At 66.3% G+C, this 15470-nt stretch carries 11 protein-coding genes and 1 tRNA gene; 4 read left to right on the top strand and 8 right to left on the bottom strand.

All coding sequences use genetic code 11. The features are described 5' to 3' along the window. Positions 1-43: 43 nt before the first annotated feature. Positions 44-1735: a Na/Pi cotransporter family protein gene (locus A3M7_RS0103780; RefSeq protein ID WP_027542721.1), complete on the top strand. Its 1692-nt coding sequence runs from the start codon at positions 44-46 to the stop codon at positions 1733-1735. Here A3M7_RS0103780 and A3M7_RS0103775 read toward each other — a convergent pair. The 7 genes from A3M7_RS0103775 to A3M7_RS0103745 all read right to left on the bottom strand — a co-directional run bounded on the left by A3M7_RS0103775 (position 1706) and on the right by A3M7_RS0103745 (position 13367). Beyond that, a complete protein-coding gene (locus A3M7_RS0103775; protein WP_198033692.1) occupies positions 1706-2137 on the bottom strand; it encodes a DUF3592 domain-containing protein in 432 nt (143 codons plus the stop codon). The two genes, A3M7_RS0103780 and A3M7_RS0103775, sit on opposite strands and share 30 nt — an antisense overlap. A gap of 52 nt (positions 2138-2189) precedes the next feature. Then, on the bottom strand, positions 2190-2528 hold the full coding sequence (locus A3M7_RS0103770) for a lipid-A-disaccharide synthase N-terminal domain-containing protein (RefSeq protein WP_027542719.1): 339 nt from the start codon (positions 2526-2528) through the stop codon (positions 2190-2192). Then, positions 2525-3259, bottom strand: coding sequence for a glycosyltransferase family 2 protein (locus A3M7_RS0103765; RefSeq protein ID WP_027542718.1), 735 nt, complete (start codon positions 3257-3259; stop codon positions 2525-2527). Before A3M7_RS0103765 ends, A3M7_RS0103770 begins: the two co-directional genes overlap by 4 nt. 65 nt (positions 3260-3324) lie before the next feature. Then, positions 3325-4170: a phosphatase PAP2 family protein gene (locus A3M7_RS0103760; protein WP_027542717.1), complete on the bottom strand. Its 846-nt coding sequence runs from the start codon at positions 4168-4170 to the stop codon at positions 3325-3327. A 1-nt stretch (position 4171) separates the two neighbouring features. Further along, entirely contained in the window at positions 4172-5914 is a 1743-nt protein-coding gene (locus A3M7_RS0103755; RefSeq protein WP_027542716.1) for a glycosyltransferase family 39 protein, read from the bottom strand. Positions 5915-5964: 50 nt separating this feature from the next. Beyond that, positions 5965-8151 (bottom strand): penicillin-binding protein 1C, encoded by a 2187-nt coding sequence (pbpC, locus tag A3M7_RS0103750; protein WP_245284192.1) that lies wholly within the window; start codon positions 8149-8151, stop codon positions 5965-5967. 11 nt (positions 8152-8162) lie between these two features. After that, positions 8163-13367: an alpha-2-macroglobulin gene (locus tag A3M7_RS0103745; protein WP_027542714.1), complete on the bottom strand. Its 5205-nt coding sequence runs from the start codon at positions 13365-13367 to the stop codon at positions 8163-8165. A gap of 423 nt (positions 13368-13790) precedes the next feature. Here A3M7_RS0103745 and A3M7_RS0103740 point away from each other — a divergent pair. Then, positions 13791-13867: transfer RNA gene (locus A3M7_RS0103740), tRNA-Arg, on the top strand. Positions 13868-14421: 554 nt separating this feature from the next. Next, on the top strand, positions 14422-14733 hold the full coding sequence (locus A3M7_RS50365) for a hypothetical protein (RefSeq protein WP_245284191.1): 312 nt from the start codon (positions 14422-14424) through the stop codon (positions 14731-14733). 121 nt (positions 14734-14854) lie between these two features. Here the strand turns inward: A3M7_RS50365 and A3M7_RS49485 are convergent, their stop codons facing one another. Further along, positions 14855-15007, bottom strand: coding sequence for a hypothetical protein (locus A3M7_RS49485; protein ID WP_198033691.1), 153 nt, complete (start codon positions 15005-15007; stop codon positions 14855-14857). Positions 15008-15302: 295 nt separating this feature from the next. Between A3M7_RS49485 and A3M7_RS46090 the strand changes: the two genes are divergently transcribed. Then, a complete protein-coding gene (locus A3M7_RS46090; RefSeq protein ID WP_027542713.1) occupies positions 15303-15464 on the top strand; it encodes a hypothetical protein in 162 nt (53 codons plus the stop codon). Positions 15465-15470: the final 6 nt, after the last annotated feature.

Raw genomic sequence — 15470 nt, 5'->3', positions numbered from 1 at the left:
TTGGCGCTAGCTTCACCAATCGACTCTAGTCCGGACACGGAGCATGGGAACGTTGGTTCTGCTCGATCTGATGGGCGGCGTGGCGCTGTTGTTGTGGGGCCTGCACATGGTCCACAGCGGGATCCTGCGTGCCTTCGGCCCCGACCTCCGCCGCCTGCTCGGCAAGGCGCTCGGCAACCGCGTCAGCGCCTTCGCCGCCGGCCTCGGGCTCACCGCGCTGCTCCAGAGCAGCACCGCGACCGCCCTGATCACCAGTTCGTTCACCGCCGAAGGCCTCGTCAGCCTCGCCGCCGCGCTTGCCATCATGCTGGGGGCCAATGTCGGCACGACGCTGATCGTGCAGGTGCTCTCGTTCAACATCGCCGCTGTCGCGCCGGTGCTGTTCGTGCTCGGCCTCGTCGCCTTCCGCTCCGGACCGCGCTCGCGGATCAAGGACATCGGCCGCGTCTGCATCGGCCTCGGATTGATGCTGCTGTCGCTGCACATCCTGCTCGACACGCTGGCGCCGGCCGAGAATGCGCCCGGCGTACGCGTTGCGATGGCGGCGATCACGGGTGATCCCATCCTGTGCATCGTCGTCGCGGCGCTCGTCACCTGGGCGGTGCATTCGAGCGTCGCCAGCGTGCTGCTGATCATGTCGCTGGCCTATTCGCAGTTCATCACGCCTTATGCAGCGCTGGCATTGGTGCTGGGGGCCAATCTCGGCAGCGCCATCAACCCCGTGTTCGAAGGGGCCAGGCGCGACGATCCCGCGAGCTACCGCCTGCCGGTCGGCAATCTCGCCAACCGCGTGGTCGGGATTGCACTGGTGTTGCCATTTCTGAGCGTGATCGCCGAGCACATGCACGCCTGGCAGCCGGATCTCGCCAGGATGACGGCGGCCTTTCACATCGCCTTCAATGTCGGCACCGCCATCATCTTCATCGGTCTGCTCGACACCATGTCGCGCCTGTTGACCCGCCTCTTGCCCGATCGCGTGGAGGAGACCGACCCGGCCCGCCCGCGCTATCTCGACGAGACCGCGCTGGAGACGCCATCGCTGGCGCTCGCCGACGCCGCCCGCGAGACGCTGCGGATGGGCGACTTCGTCGAGGTGATGCTGCGCAAGGTCATGGCCGCGATGATGACGGGCGACCGTGCCCTGGTGGACCAGGTCTCGAAGATGGACAATGTCGTCGACGGCCTGGATGAAGCCATCAAGCTCTACGTGACGAAACTCATGCGGGGCAGCCTCGACGAGAGCGAGGGGCAGCGCGCGATGGAGATCATCTCCTTCGCCATCAACCTCGAACACATCGGCGACATCATCGACAAGAGCCTGAGCGAGCTTGCGACCAAGAAGATCAAGCGCCGCTTCCAGTTCTCGGCCGAGGGCTCCGAGGAGCTCGCCGCCTTCCACAAGCGCACGATGGAATCGCTGCGGATCGCCTTCGGCGTGTTCATGTCGGGCGATGCGAATGAAGCGCGCAAGCTGCTGGTGGAGAAGACCACGCTGAAGAATACCGAGCTTGCCGCCGTCGAGCGCCATCTCGACCGCCTGCGCGAGGGCCGCCCCGAGACCATCGAGACCACCTCGCTGCACCTCGACGTGCTGCGCGATCTGCGCCGCATCCACTCGCATATCTGCTCGGTCGCCTATCCCGTGCTGGATGCCGCGGGCGAGCCGTATCGCAGGACCGAGACCGAGACGGCCACCCTGCCCGAGTCAGGTGCGGCCTCGGCGCTGCCGCGCTAGCCCGGCACGTAGAATGACCGCGCCGCCCGCCAGGAGCAGGCCCGCGCCGCAAAGCAGGACCGGAGAGATCCACAGCGTCAGGAACGACAGCAGCCGCGCATCCTCGGGCCGGCGGGGATCGTAGGCGATCCTGACCCGTTCACCGTCCGAATAGGGCTGCGCGGTCGATCCTGACGACGACGTGAATGTCATCGTGCGGCCGGCGCCCGTCACGAATTGAAACGTCGGATAGAGAAACGTCCCGCCATGATTGCCGCCGCTTCGTGCGACAGCGCCGGCGAAACGCGCGTCCGTCTGCTCGGCTCTCGCGAGGAATGCGACGGTGCTGCCAAGCTCGACAAGGCCGAACCTAAGCAGGACCAGGCCGACCAGAACAACCGACGCGTACAGAACTATCGACAATTTGCGCATGCCGATCGGGAAATCCGGATGCCCTGCCGCACGCAGCCTTTGATCAACGCTCCAGCGTCTTCGACGCGCGGCCGCGGTTCTTGATGATCAGCATGATGTTGCGAATGTAGATCACGGTGGCCAGCGCCTGTCCGAGGATGATCACGGGCTCGCGCTTCACGACGCCGTAGACCAGTGTCATCAAGCCGCCACCCATCGAGCAGAACCAGAACGCCATCGGCACCACGCTGTTGCCGGCGCGCTCGCTCGCGATCCACTGCACCAGGAAGCGCGCGGTGAAGAACAGCTGCGCGACCAGGCCGAATGCGAGCCAGAAGTCGAACTTGGCGACGAAAACGTCGTAGAGATAGTTGCTCAGCGCCTGGCCGTACTGGATGATCATGCCGTCACCTCGGTTACGTCTGGTGTGGGCTTCTTGCGGCGGATCAGCCACCACACGCCGGCGAGATCCATGATCCCGATCCAGAGCCGGTCGAAGAAGCCGTAGTTGGACACGCCGGAGCGGCGCGGCCGGTCGATCACGTCCACATAGGCGATCTCGTAGCCCTCACGCCGCACCAGCGCCGGCAGGAAGCGATGCAGCCCGTCGAAATAGGGCAGCGCGAGGAAGACCTCGCGCCGGAACGCCTTCAACCCGCAGCCGGTGTCGCGCGTGCCGTCGTTCAGGATGGAATTGCGGACCTTGTTCGCCACGCGCGACTGGAATTTCTTGAAGCCGGTGTCCTTGCGTCCGACGCGCTGGCCGGCCGCGAGCCCGACACGGGCGCCCTTCTCGACCGCCGCGATCAGGTCCGGCAGGAAGGCCGGATTGTTCTGGCCGTCGCCGTCGAGAGTGGCCACGATCGTGCCACGCGCGGCGCGCACGCCGCTGCGCACGGCGGCGGACTGGCCGCCGGATTTCGCGTGACGGAGCTGACGCAGATTGCCCCGCTGCGCCATGATGGCATTGAGCCGCTCGCCGGTCGTATCGGTCGAACCGTCATTGACGTAGATGATCTCGTAATCCCAGCGGCCGTCGAGCGCCGCTGTGATCTCCTCGATCAGGGGCGCGATGTTGTCGGCTTCGTTGCGCACGGGAACGACGATGGAAACCGAAGGCTGGGACGTCGACAAATGAGGCTCGTGGTTGGAATTGGCCTGCGCCTCGGGGAACCGGCGGCCCCGGCAGGCAGCCGCTTTTATGGGGCGGAGGCCCCGCGGGCAACCCTTTTGAGGCGGCCCGAGACCGGCCCTGCGAGGGGCACAATGGTGCCGTCGGCACGGATGGCGAAGCCGAGCCGGCGCGCGGCAAACCAGTAGCGAACGGCCATGGCACCGACGATGCCGACCAGCGCCCCGGCGGTGACGTCGCTCGGGTGATGCGCGAGCAACACGAGCCGTGTCAGCAGGATCACAATCGCGTAAGTGAACATGAACACGCGCAGCCGCGGCCAGAGTGCGGAGACCGCAAACGCCAGTGCGAACGCCGTGATCGCGTGGCCCGACGGCAGGCTGGCATAGGCTCCCGACCCCTCGAACGGGATGAAGTTGAACGGATCGGCCTTGCCGCCGACGAACGGACGCCCGCGGCCGATGAAAAATTTCAGGATCTCACCGACGAGCACGGACAGGGCAACGGACAGGAACAGGAACTGGAGCCGCGTACCCAAGCCCAGCAGCAGCGCACGGCGGGTGCCGTGAAGCCCTGCCGCAGCGAATGCCAGCGTCACCAGCGCGACCCCCAGTACCGAGAGCACGTACTCGTCCTTGCCGAAATCGGTGAGGATGCGGATCGGCCACAGGCCGGGCGCGCCACGTGCCGGCATCAGCTGGATCTCGGTCTGGTCGAACGCGAGCATCAGCGCAATGATCAGGGCTGCGCCTGCCACGCTGAGCCACAGCGAATGCCGCGCCAGCTTTCGGGCGGCCTCGGCACGGCGTGAGTGCGAGGGCGTGCGGACAAGCTGCGCCAGCGCATGCCAGGACACGGCGAGCAATTGTGCGGGATAGCCTGCGCGCGGCGCGATGTTGGTCGAAGCCGGCATCCTATTCGGTGCCTTCCGAGCGGAAGATCGAGATCGAGATCGCGCGCCCTTGCGAGAAATTGTAGCCGTCGATGCGCGCGCCGACCTTGTAGCGCAGCCCGATCGCCTCGGCGCGCTGCACGAAGCTGCGCTCCGAGCGCTGCTCGACCAGCGCGAAGCGGCAGCTGCCCTGCCGCAGGAAGTCCGCCGCGCCCGAGCCGTCGGTGAGCAGTGTCTGGGTGCCCGTCAGGAACACGAGGCTCGGCTCGTGATAGCCGGCAGAGGCCGCCTTCGGCCCGACGCAGGTGACGTTGCGCAGCGCGCGCGCGACCTCGATGCTCGGGAACACCGGCGTCAGCGACGGCAGCACGATGCCGTAGACCACGACCGCCAGCATCAGGGCTGCGACCAGCGCGTTCAGCACCGAGCGCTCGGCGTGGTTGGTGTCGAACAGCCACCAGGCGAACAGGCCAAAGATCAGCGACGCCGCGATGAACGGCCAGGCCACGAAAGCCGGCTGCCGCGTCAGCATCACCGCGCCGACCACCGCGATGATCGAGGCGGCCGCGGGGATCGCGAACCACCAGGCCGAGCCGCGCATCAGCCAGGAGCGCGACAGCACGCGCCGCTCCAGCGCGCCGACGGTCAGGATCGCGATCGCCGGGTACAGCGGCAGCACGTAATGCGGCAGCTTGGTCAGCACCGCCTCGAACACGATCCAGGACGGGACCAGCCAGGCCAGCAGAAACTGCGCACCGGGCTCACGCCGCGCCCGCCACACCGCAGGCGCCGCCATCGCCGCGAGCGGCGCGCCCGGCCAGAAGGTGATCCAGAACAGCGCGAGGTACAGTCCGGGCGGCGCGCCATGGGATTCCTGCGCGCCGATCTTGCTCAGCATGTCGCCGCCGACGGAATCGGCGAAGAAGGCATCGCCCGCGCGCCAGAAGATCGCGACGAACCAGGGCAGCACCAGCACCAGCATCCACATCAGGCCCCAGAGCGGGCGCAGCTTCCAGAGCCAGGAGGCATCGCGGTCCTGGATCGCCAGCGCGACAATGGTCAGGCCTGCGAACATCAGGATCAGCGGGCCCTTGATCAGGATGCCGACGGCGAGCGCGGTCCAGAAGATCGCGGGCCAGCTCCAGGGCGGATGCGTCTCGTCCTCGGCGCGCTGCCAGGACAGATAGGCTCGCGCCATCGCGCCCATCGCGGCGGTCACGCAGAACAGCAGCATTGCGTCGGTCTTGGCGAGCCGCGCCTCGACGCCGAGCAGCACCGAGGCGCACATCAGGAGTGCCGCGAGCACGGCGGCGCGGCGCGTGACGAAGCCGAGGGCCGCCCAATAGGTCATGAGCACGGCGCCGATCGCCCCTAACAGCGAGGGCAGCCGATAGACCCAGATCCGCAACTCGGCCTTCGGCAGCTTGAGTGCCGCAGCGGCTTCGACTGCCGCGGATTGCAACCAGTAGATGCCGACCGGCTTCTTGTAGCGGACGTCCTCCTGGAAGCGGATGTCGACATAGTCGCCGCTCTCCACCATCTGCTTGGTGGCCTGCGCAAAGCGCGCCTCGTCGCGATCGACAGGCGGGATCGTGAAGAAGCCCGGCAGGAACAGCAGCAGCGCGCACAGCACCAGAAAGGCCACCGCGCGGGCGTGGCTGGCCGTGACGACATCGAGCATCGACACCAGCCGGCTGCCCGGATTTACGGGCGATTTCGGCTCGCGGGGGGCTCCAAAACGGGGGCTTGGGTAGGTCTCGGCCATTGGTTCCGCTTACGCTGAAACCGTCATTCCGACAACCGCTTAAGGCCGGGTCATTGAATTCGAATGACAACTGTGTCCGCGGCGCCAGTGGCGTCGATCACGGTGAGCCGCGCAAAGCCCGGACCGGGCGGATCGATCAGCCGCTGGCGGCGCCCGTCGATCTCGCCGAGCGCCGTGCCATTAACCATGACGGTCATGGGCAGAACGCCGCCGGCGACCTTGACCGGCATGGCGGCCGCCTCGGTGCCACCCGACCGGTCGACGTCGATCCGCGAGCCGTTCAGCGGGAACTGGATGTGCAACGCCTGCTCGCCGCCGGTCCGCACCAGTTCCCCGACCGGGCGGAACCGTTTCAAGGGCACCGGCAGCTTGGCGTTGCTGGCGACCAGGGTTCCCTTGGGCGGCTTCGGCAACGGTGTCAGCGTCTTGCCGGTTCGGGCGAAGGCGTCGAACAGGATGGGCGCCGCGGCGACACGGCCGATCAGGCCGGGAACCGGCGCCCCATCGGGCCGGCCGACCCAGACGCCGATGGTCATGCGGCCGTCGAAGCCGACCGACCAGGCGTCGCGGTAGCCGTAGGAGGTGCCGGTCTTGAAGGCGATCCGGTTGTGGGCGGCGTTTTCCGGCGGCGGCGTGCCCAGCAGCACGTTGCCTACCTGCCAGGCCGCGACCTGATCCAGCAGCCGCAGCGGCTCACGGTCGTCCTTGGCAGCGATGATCTCGCGCAGCGGCTTGGTGGTTCCAAGACGGGCAAACCCGGCATAGAGCTGCGCAAGGTCCTGAAGCGTCACCCCGACGCCGCCGAGCCCCATGGCGAGCCCGGGCGCTTCGTCCTTGGGCAGGATGAGATTGCCGCCGGCCTGCCGCAGCCGCGACGCCAGCCGGCTCGCGCCGACGCGGTCGAGCAGCACGATCGCCGGCACGTTCAGCGACAATTGCAGCGCCTTCTTCACGGGCACCGTGCCCTGGAACGTCATGTCGAAATTTTCCGGCGCGTAGGAGCCGAAGCGGACGGGCCGGTCGTCGATCAGGCTGTCGGGATGGACGAAGCCGTCCTCGAAGGCGAGGCCGTAGATGAAGGGCTTGAGCGTCGATCCCGGCGAGCGAATGGCGCGCGTCATGTCGACCTGCCCTGCCCGGCTCTCGTCGAAATAATCCGCCGAGCCGACGCGCGCGAGCACGTCGCCGCTCTCGTTGTCGACGACGATGATGCCGACCGAGATGTTCGCACCCAACGCAATGGCGCGGTCGCGCGCCAGCGGCTCCAGCACCTTCTGGAGATTGGCGTCCAGCGTCAGTTTGATGACGGGCGTATCCTTGACCGTCGCAAGCGCGGTGTCGGAAGCATGCGGCGCCAGGATCGGCATTGGCTTGCGCAGCTTCGGCACGGGCACCGCCTTGGCCAGCTTTGCGTCCTCGAGGCCGACCACATGCTCTTCGACCATGCGGTCGAGCACGCGGTCGCGGGCTTTGAGGGCCACATCGGGATAGCGGTCGAGCCGGCGCGTCTCCGGCGATTGCGGCAGCGCGACCAGCAATGCCGCCTCGGCCAGCGACAGCCGCTTCGGCTCCTTGCCGAGATAGGCAATCGAGGCGGCGCGGATGCCTTCGAGATTGCCGCCATACGGCGCCAGCGCGAGATAGAGGTCGAGGATGTCGCTCTTGCTGAGGGTCCGCTCGATCTCGATCGCGCGTACCATCTGCCGCAGCTTCGCATAGAGCGAGCGCTGCCGCCGCGGCTCCATCAAACGTGCCAGCTGCATGGTGATGGTCGAGCCGCCGGAGACGATGTGGCCGCGCGTCGAAAGCTGCAACGCGGCGCGGCCCAGCGCCAGCGGATCGATGCCGTCATGGGCGTAGAAGCGCTGGTCCTCATAGGCGAGCAGCAGTTTGAGATAGATCGGATCAACGTTCGCCTTGGCGTCGACCGGAAGCCGCCAGCGCCCGTCCGCCATCGCGTAGGCGCGCAGCAGCTTGCCGTTGCGGTCGACGATGGTGGTGGAGACCTGGCGGGACTCGTCGAGCGGGAGAGGACCGAGGGAGTAAACCCACGCGACGAAGGTGATGATGGCGAGGATGAGGGTGAAGGCGGCGGCTGGGAGGAGGCGTGTGACGCCACGCGGTCCGCTGCCGTCGTTCCGGGATGGTCCGTAGGACCAGACCCGGAACCTCGAGATTCCGGGTTCGGCTCTTCGAGCCGCCCCGGAATGACGAGAAACTTCGTCGGCCTCGCTCATCTCTCCGCCACTCACTTCGCCGCCCGCACCTCGACAGTGCCCGTCCCCGTCCGCCCATAGCGCGAGGGATTGTACATGTCCTCGACATAGGCCTGCGGCAATACGTATTTACCCGGCGAAACGGCGCGGACAACGTAGGCAACGGTGAACACCGACTTGGAGTCCGAGGCCCGGTCAACGGCCGCCGTGAAGCGGTCGTCGCGGAACTCGGTATCCTCGGGCTCCTCGCCGTCCTCGATCCAGTCCAGCGTGCCGCTGTCGCCCGACGAGACCAGCTTTGGATTGTCGATCTCCAGCCCCGCCGGCAGATAGTCGGACACCATGATGTGGCCGTACTCGGGCTTCGCCTCGGTGATCTTCAGCAACACCGCGAAGCGCTGGTTCTGCTTGACCTTGCTGATGTCGGCAGGCTTGCCGTCGAGCGTGAAGTAATTGCGCTCGATCTTGAAGCCGTTCGAGGCCGCCGGCTCCGGCGTCACCGGCGAGCCCGACACCGAGACCACCGCCTGCACCGGCGCATCGCCGGTGTTGGTGATCTTCAGCGGCTTGCCGCTCAGCGTGTCCGCCTTGTAGCTGCGATAGAGCGCAGTCTTGACCGGCTGACCGTCGACCTCGATCGAGAGGTTTTCCTTGGCGAGCGCCCGCGCCGCCAGCACCAGCCACGCGTTCTCCTGCGTGGAGGTGTAGGGCGTGAGCCCACGTGCGGTCTCGACCCGCGACACCGCCTGCGTCAGCGTCGCCCTCGGCGCATTGCCTTCGCTGGCCAGCGAGACCAGCGCCGCCGCATCGCGAAGCTGCGAGCCATAGTCAGTGCGGCCGAACTCCAGCACGGGCTTTGGCGCAAGCGAGTCGAGCGCTGCACCATAGACCCGCTCCGCACGGTTGCGGTCGCCGACCAGGGCCAGCGCCGCCGCAAGCTGCGACTTCGCGATCGGCGTCGCGAGGTTGGAGAGCTTGGTGTCGGCGAGATAGCGGAGGTCGCCGATCGGAGCTGCGCCATTGCGCGCGAGCACGTAGAGGCCATAGGCGAGATCGCGCCCGCCGTCCTTCTCCGGCTCGTTGCCGTTGACGACCGAGTTGCGGACGCGGTCGAGCGCGTTCTTGAACAGCACGTCCGGCACCGCAAACCCCTTTTCGCGGGCGCGGGTGAGGAAGTCCGTCACGTACGCATCGAGCCAGGCGTCGTCGCCGCCGGCCGACCACAGGCCGAACGAGCCGTTCGAACCCTGGCGCGCCAAGAGCCGCTCGATCGCGTCACGGATGCGCTGGTCGACCTCGGTGTCCATGGCCAGGTGCGCACCGGCCGCGAGCTCGTTGACATAGAGCAGCGGCATGGCGCGGCTCGTGATCTGCTCCGAGCAGCCATAGGGATAGCGATCGAGCGCTTTGAGGATCGTCGCCGCATCGAGCGCGGTGGACAGGCTCGCCGAGACCGAGACGCTGCCGGTGCCCGGCACGAGGTCGGAGAACATGTCCGAGGTCAGCGTCAGGCTCTCGCCCTTCGCGAGCGTCCGGATCGAACGCCGCGCCAGCACCTGCGTCGCCGCCTTGACGTCGAGCGCATAGTGGCGTGCGAGGGCAAGCCCGTTCGGCCCCTTGATGTCGACGTCGAGCGTCGCCTGCCCCGCCGCGGTCGCGTCGAGCGCGAGCGAGAACGAGTTGCGCTGCTTGGCGGCGAGCTTGACTGTGGTTGCGGGATTGCCGGTCATCTTCACCGGGCCGCCCGTCTTCACGTTGATCACGTAGTCGCCGGCCTGGCCCTCGACATTGTCGATCTCCAGGTTGACCGTGCCGTGGTCGCCGTTGAGCAGGAAGCGCGGCAGGGTCGTGGTCAGCACGACGGGATCACGGATCACGACGTCGGTGTTGGCGCGGCCGAGCTTGGTCGCGGTCCACGCCACCGCCATCACGCGCGCGGTGCCCGCGAACTCCGGAATGTCGAAGCTCACCTCGGCGGTGCCATCGGCTGCGACCGTGACGATGCCGGAATAGAGCGCGAGCGGCTTTTGCGCGGGCGGCGAGCCCTGCAATTCGCCGGCTCCCGCGTCGCCGCCGGACTTGATCTGGCCGCGCGTGCCCGACATGCCGTCGATGAGCTGGCCGTAGAGATCGCGGATCTCCGCGCTGAGGCGGCGCTGGCCGAGATAGTAATCGTCCGGTGCCGGCGGCTTGTAATTGGTGAGGTTGAGGATGCCGACATCGACCGCTGATATGACGACCTTGGCGTCCTCGCCCGGATTGAGCCCGTCGAGCCTGACCGGGATCTTCAGCATCGCATTCGGCCGGATCAGCGCCGGCGGCGTCAGCTTCACCTGGAGCGTGCGGGTCTGCTTGTCGATGCCGAACCATTTCAGGCCGATGGCGCGGCCCGGCATGCGCTGGGCGGCGGCATCGAGCGGACGGCGCAGCGTCGCCACCACATAGGCGCCGGTGCCCCAGTCCTTGCCGACCGGAAGCTTCACCTGCGCGGTGCCCTCCTTGACGTCGATCGTCTGCGTCGTCAGCAGACGGTCGCCGAGCACGTTGACGGTGAGCTTGCCGGCGGTGCGCACGTTCACCGACACCGTCATGGTGTCGCCGGAGGCGTATTGCGGCTTGTCGATCGAGGTCTCCAGCAGGTCCGGCGTGTCGGCGCTGCCGTCGGAATACCAGCCGACGTCGAACTGCACCGAAGTCACCGGGCCGTCGGCGTCGTTCGACTTGACGTCGAGCCGGTAGCGGCCGGGCTGCGGGCTGAGCGAGACCCGCGACGGCTTGTCGGCGGCGATGGTGAGATCGCCGTCGGAAACGCGCGAGGTCGACTTGACGGGCTCGTACTCCCAGTAATTGTTCTGGCGATACCACTGGTAGCGCGATTCCATTTTCAGGAGCTCGTAGCGCAGGCCGTCACGGCGCAGCCTCTCGCCCTCGGGCGAGACGAACACCACGTCGAACTCGGCCTTGTCGCCCTCGGCGACATTCTTGTCGCCGAACAGCGGCTTGATGCCGATCATCGCGGTCGCGGGCGCGACCGGCAGCACGATCTTGCGCTCGACGGCGCGGCCGCCGGTCTCCACCATGCGGACGAAGATCTGCGCCTCCTGCGGGCGGGTCGAAGCCGGCTGCTTGTCCAGCGTCACCGGGAACGTCGCAACGCCATTGGCGTCGGACTCGGGCAGGAACTCCAGCGGCGTACGCTCGTTCGAGGTGGTCTCCTCGTCGGCGACGCCGAATTGGTATCCGGAGAAGCCCGGACGTTCGCTCGCGGGCGCGACCAGCATGTCGCCTTCGAGCTGGAGGCCCGAGGCCGGTGCGCCGTAGAGGAAATGACCGTCGGCCTTAAGCTCCACTGGAGCGTTAGCTTTGATCACCTTGTCCTTGGCGGACAAGCCGAATTCGATCCGGTCGGGGACGTAGTCCTCGACCATGAAGGTGGTTTCGCCCACCGAGGCGCCCTTCGGGTCGGTGAAGGCGCGCACCCGCCAGGTCCCGGTCGGCACGGCCGAGTTGAGCGGCACGGACAGCGTGCGGCCGCCGGCGCCCTGGTCGGACAGCACGGCGCGGCGATATTCGACGCCGTCAGGGCGCTCGACCACCAGGATCATCGGCCCGCCGGTGATGGCATTGCCCTGCCCGTCGCGCAGCAGCGCGGTGAGATAGACGGTCTCGCTGGAGCGGTAGACGCCGCGCTCGGCATAGACGAAGGCGTCGGCGCCAACAGGCACTGCGCGGCCCGCCACGCCACGGTCGGACAGATCGAAGGCGCTCGTCTTGAGGCTGAGGAAGGCGTAGTCGGCCTTCTCGCCCGTGACCGTTAGCATCGCCGGCGACAGGCCGCCCTCGCCGCGCGCAAGGCCGGCCTCGAACAGCACGTGACCGGATTCGTCGGTCTTGCGGGTGGCCAGGATCTCGTTGTTGCGCGCGACCAGCCGCACCTCGGCTTTGCCGACTGGATCGGTCGAGGCCAGCGAGTTGATGAACACGTGGATGCCGTCATTGCCGGAATAGGCCGACACTCCGAGATCGGAGACGATGAACCATTGCGTGGCGAGCTGGGACTCGTCGTCCGAGCCCGGGCCCTTGGCCGCGGCGGTCATCACATAGACGCCCGGCTGAAGCTCGCCGAGCGCCTGATCGACCGGGAACGCCGTGGTGACGTCCTGGTTCAGCGTCATCGCGGTCGCGAGCTCGCCGGACCAGACCTTGACGCCGCGCTCGTTGCCGAGATCGCTGAGCTGGTACTTGGACAGCGTCTTCTGGAAGTCGCTGTCGACCACCGTGTTGATCAGGTTGCGGTCGCCGATCCGGAAGACGTTGATGTTGACCGCGGGCGTGTTGACGCTGACCACGGGAATACCGCGCTGGCCGGTCTTCGGCAGCACATAGGCGCGGCTGGTGAAGCGCACGAAGGGCTTTCGGTCGCGCACATAGACGTTGAACTCGGCCGATTTCGGCAGCCCCTCCTTCACCGTGGACGGCAGGCCGGCGCGCAAGTTGATGTTGTAGCGCTCGCCGTGCTTCAGGCCGTCGACGCAGAGCTGCTTGCCTTCGGCCGACAGCGCCGGCTTGTCCTGGCCCGCCAGCGCGAGGAACGGCGCGAAATCGGTGCGCTTGGCCAGTTCTTCAGAGAACTGGAAGCAGGCCCGCGGACTGGCCGAATCCGAATCCACGGTATAGTCGAGCAGGCGGAAGCCGTGCTCGTCGCGCATCTTCTCGTATTGGCCGCGGACGTCGGCGACCTCGCGCATGTCCAGCGACAGCCGCAGCGCGTCCAGCGCCGGCCGCCACAGCTTGCGTTCGGCCAGCGACTTGCCGAGCACCGCAAGCGCGTCGGCCTCCTCGCCCGGATTGCCCGCGCGCAAATAGGCGATATAGGCGGCGGTCGAGGCGCGCTCCAGCAGGAATGTCTGCTCGCTCGAGTTCTTGGGCAATATCTGGAAGATCACCTTGGCAAGCCGCATCCAGTTGCCGGCATCCTCAGGCGTCGTGGCGGCGATCTGGCCGAGCACGGACAGGCCGGCACGGAAATCACTGCGCTTGAATGCGGCATCGGCGTCCGTGCGCAGCGTCGCGCCGGTCTTGGCGACCGGCCCGGCCTCGCTCTTGATCTGGGCCTCCAGCTTGATCGCGGAATCAGCGAGATCGTCGCGCTTGAATGCCTTGTCGGCGGCCAGCGCCGTGCTCAGGCCAAGCGCCAGCGCGGCGCAGAGTGTGACGGCGCGAACAAGACCGATCATGATGGACTCCCGGAAATCGCGGACGAACGCCGCGGCGGCAAATGAAGTGCGCGGAAAGGTGACCGACTCAAGGCGATGGAACCAGAGGTGCAAATCGTCGCATTCGCCATGACAAGGCAAGCCCAGAGGAGACCGATCGAGATATCACCACGCACGCCGTCCTGATGGCGCAGCCATACCTGACCAATCGACCGGCGGCCGTGTCCCGGAAGCTGACCAGCGTTCCCGGCGATGTGATCCATCGTCCAGTCCGCTGCCGCTCAACCCGGCACCCTGACACCCCACCGTTCCGCTTTGTCGCGCCATTGAGGAAAACGGTTCGGTTCAGGCTTGGCGAACGCGCGGATTTTTCATATTTGGCATGATAGAAGACCGGCAGGCGGTAGCCGAGACCTGCCTGGCCTCAAGACCCGGCCTCAAGACGGTCCCATAGCTCAACTGGATAGAGTAGCGGATTTCTACTCCGCGGGTTGCAGGTTCGAGTCCTGCTGGGATCGCCAGTTTTTCAACATTCCATTAGGACACCACCGAAAAAGGTGCGTGCGCCTCTCGGGACGGTCTCGAACCGCCGTCGCGCGAGCGGATTCGATTTGGCAAGCGGCCGCGCGATGGAAGATGGATGAGACCCTGATCGAAACGAAAGTGCCTAGCCAACCGCAGGGGTTGAGGTTGGCTAGGCGATCGTTCCGATGCATCCAGGGGGATCAATCCAAGAATGCGGGAATAGAATAGCAAAGTATATCAGAGGTTGAATGCCTCTTTGGGGTTAGGAAATCGTGGCATACAGGTTCTGGTAGCGCGCGGCGGCGACCTGCCCTTGATCACGTTATGAATGTCTCCGAACACTGCAGGTTCGAGTCCTGCTGGGATCGACAGTCTTGCTCCTTCGAGCGGATTGGCTTCATTCGGGCTTGGCCGCGCCGACGGCAGAGCCGGAAATCATCCCGGCCCGCGACCTCCGCGGCGACGTGATTTTCAAATCCAGCGCACTTCAAGAAAGCGTGCGCAGGCCTGTCCGGACGACGAGAGAGTCCTATCTATCCGGCATGCCGAAATGGTGTCGAAGATTTCTGTGATGCCGTCATCTGAATGGACAGGAATGGCTGTCGCGTCCGGAATTGCCGTCGCTGCGATGTCGTTTTTGGCGATCGATGCGGGCGTGGACTTGAACTCCGGCGGGATGGCAAAACACCTCGAGAAGGCACAAGCTTCCATTATGAGCGTCGCGGCGAGCCAGCATCAGCTGGCCTTCGCCGTTCGTTCACTGGCGGGTGGGAGCGACCAGAATCGCCGTTCGGCGGATCGACCATGCATCCTGGATTACGTGCACAGGCCGAAACCGGTCGGCATCGATCGCGGCGTTTGACAGCAGCAGCCTGGAACGAGATCACGGTCAGCACGTTGGCTGCAGCTCATGCAGCGCGAGGCGAGCAACGCTTGCGGTGGATCGAAGGCTGCTTCGGCCGGCAATCGTCGGCTGAATCCGACTACTCCGTCGGTTCATCGGCGCGCCGGTCGCGGGCCAGCTGATGCCAGGCAATGGCGAGCTCGATGAGTCTTTGCCGGTCCGGGCCTTCTGAGGCCGCGGCGCGCTTCATCGCCGCCTCGGCTTCGTGCTGTGGATCGTACTTGTTGCACATGGGGCGGATTCTAGCCGTCCGATCTGGACAAGTGCATGGCAATTTCGTCCGTATGAATGCGGATAACCAGCGTTGTCGCGAGCTATTTCAACACGCTGAAATTGTACACGATATGAAACTGCACCCGCGGTTTCAGAACGCCCACGGCGACCGTGCGACGCCCATACCGCACGAAACCGTGAGACCCGGCGTCATTCAGGCGGATGTGAACTGCGTCACATCCTGCGCCCGGCGTCTCGGCTAGAACATCTCAGTGCTCCCAAAGGCGGGAGAAAGCACGAGTGGTCTTGCGGTCATGACACGAGAAGCTGCAGCCGAAGCTCACGCCCCCACCCAGCGAAAAAGGACCGACGTGTTCGGCGTCACCTTTCTTGCGACCATCGGCATCGTGATGCTGGCGTGGATCGCGGGCCTGGTCTGGGGCCTCATGGCGTTCATGACCTGGCTGGTGTCTTGAGGCGCG

The sequence above is a fragment of the Bradyrhizobium sp. WSM2254 genome (genome assembly GCF_000472645.1).
GTDB lineage: Bacteria > Pseudomonadota > Alphaproteobacteria > Rhizobiales > Xanthobacteraceae > Bradyrhizobium > Bradyrhizobium niftali.
Note: the sequence above shows the minus strand (reverse complement) of the source record. Positions and strands in the feature narration are given on the sequence as shown.

Bases quoted from the DNA above. Each gene is read 5' to 3' on its own strand.
- A3M7_RS50365 (WP_245284191.1), top strand. From the start codon at position 14,422: ATGGTGTCGAAGATTTCTGTGATGCCGTCATCTGAATGGACAGGAATG.
- A3M7_RS0103780 (WP_027542721.1), top strand. From the start codon at position 44: ATGGGAACGTTGGTTCTGCTCGATCTGATGGGCGGCGTGGCGCTGTTG.
- A3M7_RS0103745 (WP_027542714.1), bottom strand. From the start codon at position 13,367: ATGATCGGTCTTGTTCGCGCCGTCACACTCTGCGCCGCGCTGGCGCTT.
- A3M7_RS0103770 (WP_027542719.1), bottom strand. From the start codon at position 2,528: ATGATCATCCAGTACGGCCAGGCGCTGAGCAACTATCTCTACGACGTT.
- pbpC (WP_245284192.1), bottom strand. From the start codon at position 8,151: ATGAGCGAGGCCGACGAAGTTTCTCGTCATTCCGGGGCGGCTCGAAGA.
- A3M7_RS49485 (WP_198033691.1), bottom strand. From the start codon at position 15,007: ATGTGCAACAAGTACGATCCACAGCACGAAGCCGAGGCGGCGATGAAG.
- A3M7_RS0103755 (WP_027542716.1), bottom strand. From the start codon at position 5,914: ATGGCCGAGACCTACCCAAGCCCCCGTTTTGGAGCCCCCCGCGAGCCG.
- A3M7_RS46090 (WP_027542713.1), top strand. From the start codon at position 15,303: ATGACACGAGAAGCTGCAGCCGAAGCTCACGCCCCCACCCAGCGAAAA.
- A3M7_RS0103760 (WP_027542717.1), bottom strand. From the start codon at position 4,170: ATGCCGGCTTCGACCAACATCGCGCCGCGCGCAGGCTATCCCGCACAA.